12 protein-coding genes are annotated in these 14,986 nt (G+C 65.7%); 8 read left to right on the plus strand and 4 right to left on the minus strand.

Annotated features, from left to right (window positions below):
• Nucleotide 1: 1 nt before the first annotated feature.
• Together tssC and tssB are read right to left on the minus strand one after the other, a co-directional pair.
• Nucleotides 2–1,552, minus strand: coding sequence for a type VI secretion system contractile sheath large subunit (gene tssC, locus LGN10_RS13800; RefSeq protein WP_226223895.1), 1,551 nt, complete (start codon nucleotides 1,550–1,552; stop codon nucleotides 2–4).
• Between the two features lie 73 nt (nucleotides 1,553–1,625).
• Entirely contained in the window at nucleotides 1,626–2,138 is a 513-nt protein-coding gene (gene tssB, locus LGN10_RS13805) for a type VI secretion system contractile sheath small subunit (RefSeq protein WP_059575337.1), read from the minus strand.
• 562 nt (nucleotides 2,139–2,700) lie between these two features.
• Here tssB and tssK point away from each other — a divergent pair.
• From tssK to tssE, 6 genes are all read left to right on the plus strand, one after another.
• Entirely contained in the window at nucleotides 2,701–4,050 is a 1,350-nt protein-coding gene (tssK, locus tag LGN10_RS13810; RefSeq protein WP_226223897.1) for a type VI secretion system baseplate subunit TssK, read from the plus strand.
• The gene (locus tag LGN10_RS13815; protein ID WP_226223899.1) at nucleotides 4,050–4,805 is read left to right on the plus strand and encodes a DotU family type IV/VI secretion system protein; all 756 of its coding nucleotides are present in this window, start codon (nucleotides 4,050–4,052) and stop codon (nucleotides 4,803–4,805) included. The genes tssK and LGN10_RS13815 overlap by 1 nt, the downstream gene beginning before the upstream one ends.
• A complete protein-coding gene (locus LGN10_RS13820; RefSeq protein WP_413227147.1) occupies nucleotides 4,802–6,577 on the plus strand; it encodes an OmpA family protein in 1,776 nt (591 codons plus the stop codon). The genes LGN10_RS13815 and LGN10_RS13820 overlap by 4 nt, the downstream gene beginning before the upstream one ends.
• A 96-nt stretch (nucleotides 6,578–6,673) precedes the next feature.
• The gene (locus LGN10_RS13825; RefSeq protein ID WP_059575329.1) at nucleotides 6,674–7,159 is read left to right on the plus strand and encodes an Hcp family type VI secretion system effector; all 486 of its coding nucleotides are present in this window, start codon (nucleotides 6,674–6,676) and stop codon (nucleotides 7,157–7,159) included.
• Nucleotides 7,160–7,298: 139 nt separating this feature from the next.
• Nucleotides 7,299–10,025, plus strand: coding sequence for a type VI secretion system ATPase TssH (gene tssH, locus LGN10_RS13830; protein ID WP_226223902.1), 2,727 nt, complete (start codon nucleotides 7,299–7,301; stop codon nucleotides 10,023–10,025).
• Complete coding sequence (gene tssE, locus LGN10_RS13835) at nucleotides 10,022–10,444, plus strand: type VI secretion system baseplate subunit TssE (RefSeq protein WP_226223904.1); 423 nt, start codon at nucleotides 10,022–10,024, stop codon at nucleotides 10,442–10,444. The genes tssH and tssE overlap by 4 nt, the downstream gene beginning before the upstream one ends.
• A gap of 10 nt (nucleotides 10,445–10,454) precedes the next feature.
• Here tssE and LGN10_RS13840 read toward each other — a convergent pair whose 3' ends face one another.
• Nucleotides 10,455–11,240 (minus strand): NAD(P)H-dependent oxidoreductase, encoded by a 786-nt coding sequence (locus LGN10_RS13840; RefSeq protein WP_226223905.1) that lies wholly within the window; start codon nucleotides 11,238–11,240, stop codon nucleotides 10,455–10,457.
• An 86-nt stretch (nucleotides 11,241–11,326) separates the two neighbouring features.
• Between LGN10_RS13840 and LGN10_RS13845 the strand changes: the two genes are divergently transcribed.
• A complete protein-coding gene (locus tag LGN10_RS13845) occupies nucleotides 11,327–12,220 on the plus strand; it encodes a LysR family transcriptional regulator (protein ID WP_226223907.1) in 894 nt (297 codons plus the stop codon).
• Nucleotides 12,221–12,357: 137 nt separating this feature from the next.
• Nucleotides 12,358–12,762, plus strand: a complete 405-nt coding sequence (locus LGN10_RS13850; RefSeq protein ID WP_059575323.1) for a DUF2471 family protein — start codon at nucleotides 12,358–12,360, stop codon at nucleotides 12,760–12,762.
• Nucleotides 12,763–12,942: 180 nt separating this feature from the next.
• Here the strand turns inward: LGN10_RS13850 and LGN10_RS13855 are convergent, their stop codons facing one another.
• Nucleotides 12,943–14,976, minus strand: coding sequence for an NADPH-dependent 2,4-dienoyl-CoA reductase (locus LGN10_RS13855; protein WP_226223909.1), 2,034 nt, complete (start codon nucleotides 14,974–14,976; stop codon nucleotides 12,943–12,945).
• Nucleotides 14,977–14,986 lie beyond the last annotated feature (10 nt).

The raw sequence follows: 14,986 nt of genomic DNA on the forward strand, positions 1-14,986 counted from the left end.
ATCAGTTCTTGGCCTTCGGCATCTGCGACACGAGCGACAGCCCGATGTCCATGCCTTCGACCTGGAAGTGCGGGACGATGAACAGCTTGATCCGGAAGAAGCCCGGGTTGTCCTCGATATCCTCGACCGTGACCTTCGCCTCGCGCAGCGGATGCGACGCCTGCAACTCGTCGCCCGGATCCTTCATCTCGGTGACGAGCCCCTTGATCCAGTTGTTCAGTTCGAGTTCAAGCAGCCGGCGATCCTTGGTCGTGCCGATGTTTTCGCGCTGGATCAACTTCAGGTAGTGCGCGATGCGAGACAACAGGAAGATGTACGGCAGCCGTGCGTTGATGCGGCTGTTCGCGGTCGCTTCCTTGGTTTCGTACAGCGCCGGCTTCTGCGCCGAGTTCGCGGAGAAGAAGCACGCGAAGTCGTGGTTCTTGTAGAACGACAGCGGGATGAAGCCGAGATTCGCGAATTCGAATTCGCGCGTCTCCGGGATTAGCACTTCGGTCGGGATCTTCGGCTGGTAGCCGGTGCCGAGGTCGTACAGGTGAACCGGCAGATCCTCGACCTTGCCGCCCGCCTGCGGCCCGCGGATCTGCACGCACCATCCATTGCTCACGAAGCTGCGCACCATGTTCGCCGCGAACGCGAACGACGCGTTCATCCACAGGTACTTGTCGTGATCGGGGCCCTTGACGGCCTCCTCATAGTTGAACGCCCGCACCGGCGCCGTGTCCTTGCCGTACGGCAAGCGGCCGAGCACGCGCGGCATCGTCAGGCCGACGTAACGCGCATCGTCGGTATCGCGGAAGCTCTTCCACTTGATGTATTCGGCGCGATCGAAGTAGTTGCCGATGTCCTGGATCGCCGCCACTTCCTCCATCGACCGCTTGCCGAAGAACGCCGGCCCGACCGAGCCGATGAACGGCATGTGCGCGGCAGCCGCGACCTTCGAAATATTGCGCAGCAGCGCAACGTCCATCGGCGAATTCGCGAACTCGAAGTCGCTGATCATCGCGCTGATCGGCTGGCCGCCCGGCGTGTCGTATTCCTCGATGTAGGTGAGGCGATACAGGCCGCTCTGGATCAGTTCCGGCGTGTCCTCGAAGTCGCGCTGCAGCGCGTCCTTCGATACGTCGAGCACCTCGATGCGCGCGTTCTTGCGGAAATCGGTACGGCTCACGAGCATCTTCATGCCCCGCCAGCGTGCTTCGAGCGCCTGGAATTCCGGCGTGTGCATCACGGCGTCGAGCTGGCGGCTGATTTGCCGGTCGATCTGGCCAATGTGGAAGTCGAGCAGCGATTTGTCGAGCCGGTCCACCGGCTGGCGCGCGTTCGCGACGAGTTCGAGGAACGCGCTCATCCCACGCGCGATGCGCTCGTCGGCCGACGCCTCGGACAGCATGTCGTTGTCGCGGAACGCCTCGAGCGGGCGCGCCTCGCTAATGGGCTTCAGGTTGATCTTGCTGCACAGCGACGCGTAGACGCTGTCGATATCCCCATGCGGGGCGTCCAGCACGACGGTCTCGGTCGCGCCGGCCTGCTGCGTTTCAGTGGGTTTCATCTCGGATCCTGTCTGCGGTCGAATGGCTACGAAGTTGCGGAATGCGCTGAACGCGCGTTTTGCCCGGCGTCGCTCACGCATGCCCTTCAGGCTGCGTCGCGGCGGTCGCGATCTGCGCGAGCTCGCCGCGCAGCTTCGCGGACAGGCGGTCGTCCTTCAGCACCTTCTCGAACTCGCGACGGAACGTCCCGTTGTCGAGCAAATTCGATTTCAGGTCGCGCAGCAGGTTGCGCATCGCGAGGAGCGCCTGAAGCTCGGGAATCTGGCGCGCCACCTGCTCGGGTTCGAAATCCTTGATCGACCGGAACGACAGGTTGACGGGCAACTCGGAACCGTCGCCGGCCAGCGTGTTGTTCGCGGCGATCTTGAGATCCGGCGCGTAGTCGGCCAGCACGGCATCGAAATTGTTCTTGTCGATGTTCACCTTCTTGCGCTCGGCAAGCGGCGCCTGCTCGCGGCCGGCGCTGAAGTCGCCCGCCACCAACAGCTTCAGGGGCAGCTCGACCTTCTTCTGCGCGCCGCCCGTATGCAAGTCGAGAGTGATCGACACCCGGCTCTTCGGGATCTCTCGCTGAAAGCTATCCAATTCGTTCTCCTTATCTCAGAAAGCTTGAAGATTCCGCGATATGCACCCCGGACCACGAGTGCACCGTCGTTCACGTCACTTTTGTAGAAAATCGCAACCCGTATTGACGCACGACCGAATCGGATATTCGCGGCATGACGTGCCGATTCAGACGGCAGAAAATATCATGCAATTTCATGAAAAGTAAACAGACAGAAATCAAAAATCACATCCGACCTAACGAGAAACGGACCAATTAATACTCGTCCTATATCACCCCCTCGCCCGAGGCAGACATGAACTACACCAAAATCAATCTCAAATAACTGAATTCTCACCACAACTCATTGATATTTATAACGAAATTCAGCAAACGACACTCGCAAAAATCTCGATAAATCAGCGCACACAAATTCCCGTATATCACAAAAACAATTCACACCACAATCTCAAAATCAACCCCACTCTTATCTCGATATAAATGACACATTCGTCAACAAATTACCCGATGACGGAGTGACGAAATCGGCAAATGATGGTTAGAATCGGCGCCTCATAACTTCTGATCGATATTGACTACACCATGCGGATCGAAAAGCCGCTCTGGCATGAAGGGCTGATTCTCACGCAGCAGCATTTCCAGCAGCAGGACCGCTGGAACGGGTTCGCGCTGCAACAACTGGCGTCGGCGGTCGCCGCGTCGCCGTGGGGAACGCTGAACGTCGATGTCGACGAAGAAGCACTGGCGTCCGGCCGTCTGAAGCTCACGCGGCTTCGGCTACGCTTTCCGGACGGCACGCCGATCGACACGACCATCGCCGACGCACTGCCGCCCGCGCGTGACCTCGGCCGCGAAATTCCCGCCGATACCCAGACCGTCGACGTGCTCGCCGCACTCGCGCTGCCCGATGCGAACGGCGGCAACTGCCGTTTCGACGAGACGGCGTTGGCCCGTCCGCGTCGCGCGTATCGGGAGTTCGTGAAGGTGGTGGACCTGAACGGCGCGGGCGAAGCCGAAATCGCAGCCGAGCGCCACGCCGTCCGCTTGCTGTTCGGCCACGAATCGCACGCAGACGACACCACGTGCGCAATCGCTCGCCTGACGCGCATGACGAGCGGCCAGTTTCAGATCGATCGCGAATATGTACCGCCCTGTCTGTCGCTGTCGGGTCATCCGCTGCATATCGAACGCATCCGGCGGCTCGCGGATATCCTCGCCGCCAAGAGCGCGCTCCTCGGCGCGCGCCGCAGCGAACGGATCGAACAGGTTGCCGAATACGGCGTCGCCGACGTCCAGCTCTTCTGGCTCCTGCACTGCATTCATCAGGCGTGGCCGCAACTGCGCTTCCTCGCGTCGCATCCCGCGCAGCCCACGGATCGCCTGTACCAAGTGCTCGCGCAATTGGCAGGCTCGTTGAGCACTTTCTCGACACACGTGTCGCTGACCGACATCCCGCCTTACGATCATGCCGGCGCACACGAGGTGTTCGCGACGCTCGAGGCGTTGATCCGCGATCTGCTCGACGCGATCATCCCGTCGCGGGTCGTGTCGATCGGGCTATCGCACACAACGCCGACCACCTGGGCCGGCCGGTTCCTTGACGAGCGGATCGTCGAGGGCGCGGCGGACTGGTACCTGTCCGTCAATGCGGCGCTACCGGCGTTCGAGCTCGTCGAACAGTTCCCGCGCCTGTGCAAGATCGGTGCGCCGGACGACGTCGAGCACATCGTCAATTCCGCGGTGGCGGGGATTCCGCTCAAGGCCGTGCAGCGCGTGCCGGGCGCCATTCCGGTGCGGCTGGACAACCATTACTTCGCGCTGGATGCGCACGACGCCGCCCATGCGCGGATGCTGGCCGCGCGCGCTTGCCAGATCTATCTGCCGGCGTCGATTCCCGACGCATCGATCGAACTCTACGCGGTGCTGCGCTGATGAACGCCATCGTCTCCACACGTCACGATTCCGCGTTGCTGGCGCGGGAACCGTCGTCCGGCCACGCGGCCGGGCCTTCGATGCGTGCGCTGCTGCGCGATACGGCACTGCTCGTCGCGCAACTGTCGAGCGGCGGCGAGGTCGACAACCCGGAAGGGCTGCGTCAGCAGTGCGCCCGGCTCGTCGCGCAGTTGGCGACGGCACTCGATGCACAGGGGGTTGCCGCCGACATACGGGACGATTTGCTCGTCGCGCAATGCGCGCTGATCGATGAAACCGCGCTGCGGCATCTGCCCGCCGCCGACAAGGCGAACTGGGAATCCAGGCCGCTGCAGGTCGACCGGTTCGGCACGCACGACGCAGGCACGCGCATTTACGAGCGGCTCGAGTACCGGATGCGCGAACCCTCGCCGAACGTCGATCTGCTCGAATGCTATGCGGCCATTTTCGGTCTGGGATTTCGCGGCCGCTACGCCGCTCGCGCGGGCTCATCGGCGGACGCCCACGAGGGCGAGGCAACGCGTCTGGCATTGCTGGCCGCGCTGGTCGCGCAAATCGATCGATTACGGTCGGCCGTGCGGCCGGGGTTCGTCACCGATCGTTCGAACACGCGACTGATCGACCGGCTCAGGCATCTGTCGCCATGGGCGATCGCCGGAACGGCCTGCGTGATCGCGATACTCGCATGGTTCGCGTGGGATCGCATTCTCGACGCGGAACTGGCGCAACTCGTCCAGAAAGTGAAGCGGCCGTGACGTCGGATACCCCTCTCCCGCGGGTGGCGACCCACGTCGAATCCGATGCCGCAAAGGCGGCGCTGTCGGGTCTCGGCTATCCGCTGCGCACGATCGTCACGCTTTCCGCGACGCTCGCGCTGGCTATCATCGGATGGGTTTTGGCCGTCGATCGCGGCGTCATGTGGGGATTGACGGCGAGCGTCGCTGTGCTTTCCGCGCTCGTCGTCTGGCTGCATTCCCGCCGGCTGACGCGTGCCCGCGAACGGAACGTGCACGTGCTTGCGCAACTCGGCGCGGCCACCGCCGACCTGCCCGTCGCACTGCGCACGAAAATGCCGCTCGCGCTCGTCACCGGCGACGGCCTGTCGGCCTTGTTCGATCGCGATACGGCGCGCGCACGTTTCGTTCACGTGGGCGACGGCGCAATCTGGCTGCGCGCCGATCGCCCGCAGGATCTCGCCCGGCTCGCCGTCGCCGTCCGTCAGTGGCGGGACGGCCGTGCACCCGATTGCGTCGTGCTGTCGGTCGCGCCCGGCCTCCATGCGAGCGACGATACGTTGTCGCAAAACCTGCGCGTGATCCGGCAGGCCGTCGCCGATGCGTGTCGCATGCTGGGCGCGTCGCTGCCGGGCTACGTCGCCGTCTATCAGCGACTGTCGGATGCGAGCGTGGCGACGAAGGCTGCCGCCGGCGCATCGGCGGCGCAGTGGTACGGCATGTCGACCGGCTCGGCCATCGCGAATCTGCACGGCTTCGACACCGCAATCGCGGCGGCCGAGTCGGACGCACTCCATGCCGACGCAAATCCGGCCCTCTCGGCCCGCGCCGCCGGAATCGCATCGATCGTCGGATGGACCCGCCGTCTCGTGTTCGACACGCTGACGGACCGACGTCAGCCCGCGTCGCCGTGGCCGCTGCTCGGCGCCGGCTGGATCGATCACGGCCCGGCGTCCGGCCCAGGCAAACCATGGGAACGCGAAGTGCGCGCGCTGACGGGTATCACGCCGGCCGCATTGCCGGCGTCGCCGCTCCCGTGGCCCTTTCCGCAACCGCTGATCGATACGATGCCGCGCCGCGCGTGGCGATCGCCGCGCGTCGCCGCAGTCGCGCATGCGATTGCGATCGTCGCGTGCGCGGCGGTCGTCGCCATTTGCGCAGCCGCCCGGAACAATGAAGCGCTGATGGCCCGCGTCGGCGCGCATCTGGAGCGCTACAACCACATCCCCGTCACGCAGGACGCCGCGAAGCGCGACGCGCTGCTGTCTCTTGCAGCGGACCGCGATCAACTCGACCGATACGCCCGCGTCGGCGTTCCGCTGCGGCTGTCGTTCGGCACCTATCGCGGTGCGCAGCTACTGCCGCTTCTCGACGACGCGATCGCCTCTTACGAACCGCCCCCGCCGCCGCCCGCCGTCGTCACGCTGGACAGCATGTCGCTGTTCGACAGCGGCAACGCGCGGCTCAAGGCCGGCACCACGCGCGCGATGGTCGATGCGCTCGACCTCATCAAGGCTCATCCGGGCAAGCGCGTGCTCGTCGCCGGTTACACGGACGATCGGGGTCGGCCCGATCGGAACCTCAAGCTGTCGATCGATCGTGCGTCGGCCGTGCGTGACTGGCTCGTCGATGCATCGGGCATCCCGCCGACGCAGTTCGCGATCCAGGGCTACGGCGATACACGGCCGGTCGCGGACAACGCGACACCGCAGGGGCGAGCGAGGAATCGTCGGGTCGAAATCACGCTCGTTCCCGATACGCCGCCGGCCGTCCCGACGAGCGCCGCGCGGTAATACGCAACATTTTTGGGTCCCGGGGCGACGCCTCGGGCTTGTCAGCGCCGGAACGCCGTTCCGGCGATTCGCAGTACGAAAAGAAGGAGTGAACAAATGGCAATTCCGGCCTACATGTGGCTCAAGGACGACGGTGGCGCGGACATCAAGGGCTCGGTGACCGTCCAGGATCGCGAGGGCAGCGTCGAACTGGTCGCGTTCGACCACGGGGTGCACATCCCGACCGACGGCAATACGGGCAAGCTCACCGGCACGCGCGTGCACAAGCCGATCATGCTGACGAAGGAAACGGACGCGTCGACGCCGTACCTGTACAAGGCCGTGACGAGCGGCCAGACGCTGAAGTCGGTCGAGATCAAATGGTATCGGATCGACGACGCGGGCAAGGAGAAGGAATACTTCAATACGAAGCTCGACAACGTGAAGATCGTCGCGGTGAAGCCGAAGATGCTCGACATCAAGAACCCCGACTACGAGAAGCACAACCATCTCGAAGACGTGGAACTGCGCTACGAGACGATCACGTGGTCGTACAAGGACGGCAACATCATCCACAAGGACACGTGGAACGAACGTTCCTGACGTGTTGACCGGCCGGCGGAATCCGGTGCGTGCGCGCACCGGATTCCGCTGCGCCGGTCGCCGATTCGCAGTCGCGCCCCTTGGTTCGCACGGGCATCGACGAATGCACGCCCGCCTCCCTTCCTGACTCGCTAACGACATGACGCCGCCTCTCCGGGACGCCTCCCATCTCATTCGCCGCCTCAACCCCCATTGCACGCGCGCGCTCGAAGCCGCCGCGAGCCTGTGCCAAACCCGGCTCGCGGACGAAATCGCGGTCGAGCACTGGGTGCTGAAACTGATCGAAGCGGACGACGGCGACATTCCGGCGCTCCTGCGCCACTACGATCTCGATATCGATGCGGTATGGGACGCGTTGATCGACGTGATCGACCGCATGCCGCGCACGCTGCGCGGCGTGCCGGCGTTGTCACGGCAGCTCGCCACGGTGATCGAGGACGCATGGACGCAGGCGGTATCCGACGACCGCGACGGCGCCATTCGCTCCGGGCATCTGCTACAGGCGATCGTCGACGCACCGCATGTGCTGCGCACCCAGCGGGCATGGCCGCTGCTGTCGGTTTCGAGTACGCAGATCAGGCGTGTGCTGCCCCGGCTCGGGCGGCGCTCGTGTGAAAACGCGCGCGACGAAACGGTATCGATGCGGGAGACCAACCCGGCCGGCAGTCAGCGCGGCGCCGGGACGGAGGCATCGACCACCACCGGCAACGGAGCCCCGCATGCGCCGCACGTGCCGGCGCGCGCGATCGACGGCGATGCGCTCGCCCGTTTCGCGCTCGATCTGACCGAAAAGGCGCGCGGAGGCGAGATCGACCCGGTATTCGGCCGCGACCGCGAGATCCGGCAGATGATCGACGTACTCGCGCGCCGTCGCAAGAACAATCCGATCCTGGTCGGCGAACCGGGCGTCGGCAAGACCGCGCTCGTCGAAGGGCTCGCGCTGCGTGTGGTGGAAGGCAGCGTGCCGGAAACGATCCGCGACACGCGCATCCTGACACTCGATCTCGGCTTGTTGCAGGCCGGCGCGGGCGTCAAGGGCGAATTCGAGCAACGCCTGAAGAACGTGATCGACGAAGTGCGCGCGTCCGAAACACCGATCCTGCTGTTCATCGACGAAGCCCATACGTTGATCGGCGCAGGCAACGCGACGGGCGGCGCCGATGCGGCCAACCTGCTCAAGCCGGCACTCGCGCGCGGGGAATTGCGCACGATCGCGGCCACCACGTGGGCCGAGTACAAGCAGTATTTCGAGCGCGACGCCGCGCTCGAACGGCGCTTCCAGGTCATCAAGGTCGACGAACCGGACGACGACACCGCCTGCCTGATGCTGCGCGGGCTCGCGAGCCGCTACGCGAAGCATCACGGCGTGCATATCCGCGACGAAGCGATCGTCGCGGCCGTGCGGTTGTCGCGCCGCTATGTTCCCGCGCGACAGTTGCCGGACAAGGCCGTCGACCTGATCGACACGGCCGCCGCACGCGTGCGCATGTCACTCGACGTGCCGCCCGCGGAACTGCAGCAGGCGCGTGCGACGCTGGCGGCGCTCGAACTGGAGCGCGCCGCGCTGGACGCGGACCGCCACGCCGGGATCGCCGCTGTCGCCGAACGGCGTGCGTCGATCGACACGGAATACGATACCGCCCGCGGCGCGGCCGACAGGCTGCTGGATCAGTACACGCGGGAACGCGAACTCGTCGGCGTCGTGCATGCCCTTCGCGACGTAACGAATCAGATGGTCGATCCGGCAGCCGTGTCGGATGCGCTCGATGCGTTGTCGGCCGTTCAACGCAAGTCGCCGATGATTGCCGCCGACGTCGACGCGCCGTCCATCGCGCGCGTCGTCGCCGAATGGACCGGCGTACCGGTCGGCAACCTCGTCGAGGACGAACTGCGCAACCTGCTCGCCCTCGAAGCGACGCTGGCGACGCGCGTGGTCGCACAAGACGATGCGATCGCGGCATTGGCCGAGAGCCTGCGCACCGCCAAGGCCGGCCTGAAGAGCGAACACGCGCCGCTCGGCGTGTTCCTGCTGGCCGGGCCGTCCGGCGTCGGCAAGACCGAAACCGCGCGAGCGCTGGCCGACCTGTTGTTCGGCGGCGACGCCGCGCTGACGACCATCAACCTGTCGGAGTACCAGGAAGCGCATACCGTGTCGCAACTCAAGGGCTCGCCGCCCGGCTACGTCGGCTACGGGCGCGGCGGCGTGCTGACCGAAGCCGTGCGTCGGCGGCCGTACAGCGTGGTGCTGCTGGACGAGGTCGAAAAGGCGCATCGCGATGTGCTCGACATCTTCTATCAGGTATTCGACCGGGGCACGATGCGCGACGGCGAAGGGCGCGAGATCGATTTCCGCCACTGCGTGATCGTGATGACGTCCAATCTCGGCAGTGCGCAAATCGACGATGCGACGGCTGAGGACGCATCGATCACGCAGGCGGCATTGCGGGAAGTCATTCACGCGCAACTGGTCGCGCATTTCCAGCCGGCACTGCTCGCGCGGTTCCAGACGCTCGTCTATCGGCCGCTCGATGCCGCGGCGCTCGCGTCGATCGTGCGCATCAAACTAGACACGATCGCAGCGCGCCTGCTCCGGCAACACGGCGTGACACTGACGTGTGCGGACGATCTGATCGACTCGATCGCGCGGCACTGCGTATCGCGGGAATCGGGCGCACGCAGCGTCGATGCATTCCTGAACCAGCGCGTGCTGCCCGTCGTGTCCCGCGAATTGCTTGCGCGGATGGCATCGGGCATCGCGCCACGGCAGATCTCGTTGTCCGCGACTGCCGAAGGCACGTTGACGATCGATTTCGTCGATGCACCGACGGCCGCCGACGACGGCACCGAACGATGGAGCCGACAATGACCGCCGGCCCGTCGCTGTACGACATGCTGGTCGGCCAGATCGGCGGCGAACCGATCGGCGCCTACGACGATCGCACGCTTGAATGCCTGAGCGTCCAGCAGAACGTCCGCCGTATTCTCAATACGCGAGCCGGCGCGCTCAAGCATCTACCCGACTACGGGCTGCCCGACCTGACGAACATCTACAAGGCATTGCCCGCGTCCGCGCATCTACTCAAGCAGCAGATGGAGGCGACGCTGTTGAAATACGAACCGCGCATTCGCGCGATCGACGTCGCGATCGTCGACAACCGCGATCCCGGCATCCTCGTCAGCTTCGAGATGACCTGCCATCTGAAGAACGCCGGGCTCGTACGCTTCGGCACCTACTTCGAGCCGCCGGGCCGCCTGCACGTCGTCCGGCGCATCGACCCATCGTGATCGCGCACGATCAACCCTCGTGCGCCAGATGCGCACTAAATCCAACCTTCCCCGGCGCGATCCCGTCCTTCAGCGTCAGTGCCGGAATCTCGTAATCGCCCGCGTTCTGCCGGCGAAACGGAATCGGCTGCGTGGTCCACAGATCGTCGAGACGCCGGCCGAGCGCCGCGCGCGTTTCGTCGAAGCGCGCCGCGTTCATCTTGCCCGTCCGATAGATCACGAACGGCGGCAGCACGTCGAACCCCGGGTAATACAGCATGCCGTGCTGGATCGGGAACAGCAGGTCGTCGATCGGCCCGTTGATACCGCGCGGGCTGTAGTGCGGTTCCCACCCGCCCGTCGTGACGATCACCATCGCCCGCTTGCCGGCGAGCGACCCTTCGCCGTAGCGATCGCCCCAATGCGTGTCGGAATGCTCGCCGACACCATAAGCAAACCCGTACGCGTACACGCGCTCGAACCAGCCCTTCATGATCGCCGGCATCGAGAACCACCACAGCGGAAACTGCAGAATCACCGTGTCCGCCCACTTCAGCTTGCCCTGTTCGCGCGCGATGTCGTCGCGCTGTGTGCCCGTCTCGAACGCGCGCTTCGAATCGAGCGCCGGATCGAAGCGATCGTCGGGTGCACGGCCGGTCATGTCGTGCGCATCGAGCGTCGCCTTCCAGTTCATCGCGTACAGGTCGGTCACTTGCACCGTGTGGCCAGCCGCTTCGAGGTGCGCGACGGCGAAGTCGCGCAGCGCGCCGTTCAGCGAGCGCGGCTCGGGATGGGCATACACGATCAGCACATTCATGTTCGTCACTCCGTGGATTGAATGACTGCAGGATGCTGCCTCCAACGGTATATTTGAAATGAATTCCTGATATCCCAGGTATAGCGATGAATAATCTCAGAAGGCTCGATCTGAACCTGCTCGTCACGCTCGACGTGCTGCTCGCCGAGCACAACGTCACGCGGGCGGCCGAGAAACTGAACATGTCGCAACCGTCGGTCAGCGTCCAGCTGCAAAAACTGCGCGACGTGTTCGGCGATCCGCTGCTGCTGCCGGGGCCCCGCGGGATGCGGCCGACCGCGCGCGCGGAAGCGCTGCGCGAGCCGTTGCGGGAGGCGCTCGAGGCCGTCGAGCGGGCCGTGGTTCCGGCCACGCCGTTCGACCCTGCAACCGCGACGAACACGTGGCGCGTGGCCGCGACCGACTACGGCGAATCGACGATCGTGCTGCCCGCGCTGCACACGCTGCGCTCGACCGCGCCCGCCACGCGGCTCGCCGTCGTCGAGCTCGTGCCGCCGCGCATCGAGCAGGATGCCGAACGAAACGGCATCGACCTGGCTTTTCACACGACCGAAGGCTCGCCGCCCGGCATGCGGCGCCTGCCGCTGTTCGTCGAGCGTTACGTCCTGATCGGCCGTGCCGGCCATCCGAAGCTGAGGCGGCGCCCCACGCTCGCGCAGTTCGGCTCGCTCGAACACGTGATCGTGTCGCCCGACGGCGGCGGCTTCTTCGGCGTGACGGACGAAGCGCTCGCGAAGGTCGGCGCCGCCCGGCGCGTCGTGCTGTCGGTGCCGCACTTTCTGTTCGTGATGTCGGCCGTCGCGAGTACCGATCTCGTCGCGATGGTGCCCGAACGGCTGGTGCGCGACGTGCCCGCGCTGCGCGTGGTGGACGCCCCGGTCGAGGTGCCCGGCTATGAAATGTCGATGCTGTGGCACGAGCGCATGCATCGCGATCCGGCGCATCGATGGCTGCGGGAGACGATCGCGGCGGCAGTCTGACACGCCGGTCATGACGCGGCTGACATCTGCTGTCACCGGGGGCTTGAAAGTCGGTCGATCACTGTATATATTTACAGTGTTTCTGCGTCATTTGACCCGAATTCCATCATCCCGAGACGGTCTTTAGTGAGGCGACCATGTTCCAGTCATCCGCATTCGATCCCGAGCAACCCGGCTTCAATCCCGTCCATTTCGAGCGCGCCGCGCAGCGGGCGGTCGTCGATCTGCAGCGTGTCGTCAGCGGCCCTGCCCAGCGGGCGCTCGGCCTGCGGCGCCGCACCCACCCGGCCGCCGTCCGCACGATGAGCTGGCAGGCGTTGCTGAACGTCGAGGAGCTGGCATTCTCGAATGCCGGTTTCCTGAGCCGCAACGAGCCGGCCGTCGTCGATGCATTCATCCGGCTGCGCGACAGTCGGCTGGTCGCCGCGGACGTCGAGGAGCCGGTCGACTGGCGCCGCGACGACGACGACCTGCCGGCCGTCTATCTGATCGTCAAGGCGATGCTCGAAGCGGAAGAGGAAGAACGGGCCGAAGCGGCCTGAGCCGCGCGGGCCTTGCGCGGCTGCGTTCTGCCGCACGTCGGGTGGCAGCGCGGTCGACGCGGCCGCTCATCGCGGTTCGGCTTCCGCGGTTCGACGCATCGGCGCAGCGCGCGACAAGCCCCGCCCGCCGCGGATCACCGCCGGGGGACTGCCGCCGGGCGAACGGCGCAGCAACGCCCGTTACAGCCGCGCCGCCAGCCGCGCCCCCTGATCGATCGCACGCTTCGCATCGAGTTCGGCGGCCAGTTCCGCGCCGCCGATCAGGTGCACCGAGCGCCCGGCCGCCTGCAGCGGCGCGAGCAATGCGCGCTGCGGCTCCTGCCCCGTGCAGAGCACGACCGTGTCGGCTTCGATCAATTCGTGATCGGTGCGCTGCTCGCCATACGACACGTGCAATCCGCGTGCATCGATCAGTTCGTAATTCACGCCGCCGATCATCTTCACCTGCTTCATCTTCAGCGTCGCACGGTGAATCCAGCCGGTCGTCTTGCCGAGGCCCTTGCCGAGCGGTGCGGCCTTGCGCTGCAGCAACGTCACCTCCCGCGCGGGCGCCGACACCCGCGCACGCGTCACGCCGCCGCGCGTCGCGGCCGGGTCGGTCACGCCCCACTCGGCCTTCCAAGCGTCCAGATCGAGGGCCGGCGACTCGCCGTCCTGCACCAGATATTCGGCGACATCGAAGCCGATCCCGCCCGCGCCCACCACCGCGACCCGCCGGCCGACCGGCTGCCTGCCCGCGAGCACGTCGATATAGCTGAGCACGTTCGGCCCGTCCTGCCCCGGAATCTTCGGGTCGCGCGGCGCGACGCCGGTCGCCAGCACGATTTCGTCGTAGCCGCCCGCGATCAGGTCGCTCGCGTCGACGCGGCGGTTCAGGTGCAGCTTCACGCCGGTCAACTCGACCTGCCGGCCGAAGTAGCGCAACGCTTCGTGAAACTCCTCCTTGCCCGGGATCCGCTTCGCCATGTTGAACTGGCCTCCGATCTCCGGCGCCGCGTCGAACAGGTCGACCTGATGGCCGCGCTGCGCGAGCACCGTCGAGCACGCGAGCCCGGCCGGCCCCGCGCCCACCACCGCGATGCGCTTCGACTGCGGCGTAGGCGTGTATTTCAGCTCCGTCTCGTGGCACGCACGCGGATTCAGCAGGCACGACGCGATTCGGTTCTTGAACGCATGATCGAGGCACGCCTGGTTGCAGCCGATGCACGTGTTGATTTCGTCGGCCCGGCCCTGCGCCGCCTTGACGACGAACTCGGGATCCGCGAGCAGCGGGCGCGCCATCGACACCATGTCCGCGCAGCCGTCCGCGAGAATCTGCTCGGCCACTTCGGGCCGGTTGATCCGGTTGGTCGTCACGAGCGGAATGCCGACCTCGCCCTTCATCTTCTTCGTCACCCACGCAAACGCGCCGCGCGGCACCGACGTCGCGATCGTCGGCACGCGCGCTTCATGCCAGCCGATCCCCGTGTTGATGATGGTCGCACCCGCGCGCTCGACCGCCTTCGCGAGCTGCACGGTTTCGTTCCAGTCGCTGCCATCCGGAATCAGGTCGAGCATCGACAGCCGATAGATCAGGATGAAGTCGCGGCCGACCGCTTCGCGCGTGCGCTCGACGATCTCGATCGGCAAGCGGATGCGGTTCTCGTACGCACCACCCCACTGGTCGCTGCGCTTGTTCGTATGCATCGAGATGAACTGGTTGATCAGGTAGCCTTCGGAGCCCATGATCTCGACGCCGTCATAACCGGCTTCGCGCGCCAGCTTCGCGCAACGCACGAACGCGCGGATCTGCCGCTCGACGCCGCGCGCGCTCAGTTCGTGCGGCGCGAACGGCGAGATCGGCGACTTGATCTTCGACGGCGCGACCGCGAACGGGTGATAACCGTAGCGGCCCGTATGCAGGATCTGCAGCGCGATCTTGCCGTCCTCCGCATGCACCGCATCCGTGATCTCGCGATGCCGGCGCACGGCGGCCGACGTCATCAGCGTGCCGCCGAACGGCTTGGTCCAGCCGGCCACGTTCGGCGCGAAGCCGCCCGTCACGATCAGGCCGACGCCGCCGCGCGCGCGCTCGGCGAAATATTCGGCGAGGCGCGGCAGCGTCTTGCGGCTGTCCTCGAGGCCGGTATGCATCGAGCCCATCAGCACGCGGTTCTTCAGCGTCGTGAAGCCGAGATCGAGCGGAGCGAGCAGGTGGGGAAAGGGGGTCGTCATGATGATTCGG

The sequence above is a fragment of the Burkholderia sp. AU32262 genome, assembly GCF_020419985.1.
In the GTDB taxonomy this organism is placed as follows: domain Bacteria; phylum Pseudomonadota; class Gammaproteobacteria; order Burkholderiales; family Burkholderiaceae; genus Burkholderia; species Burkholderia semiarida.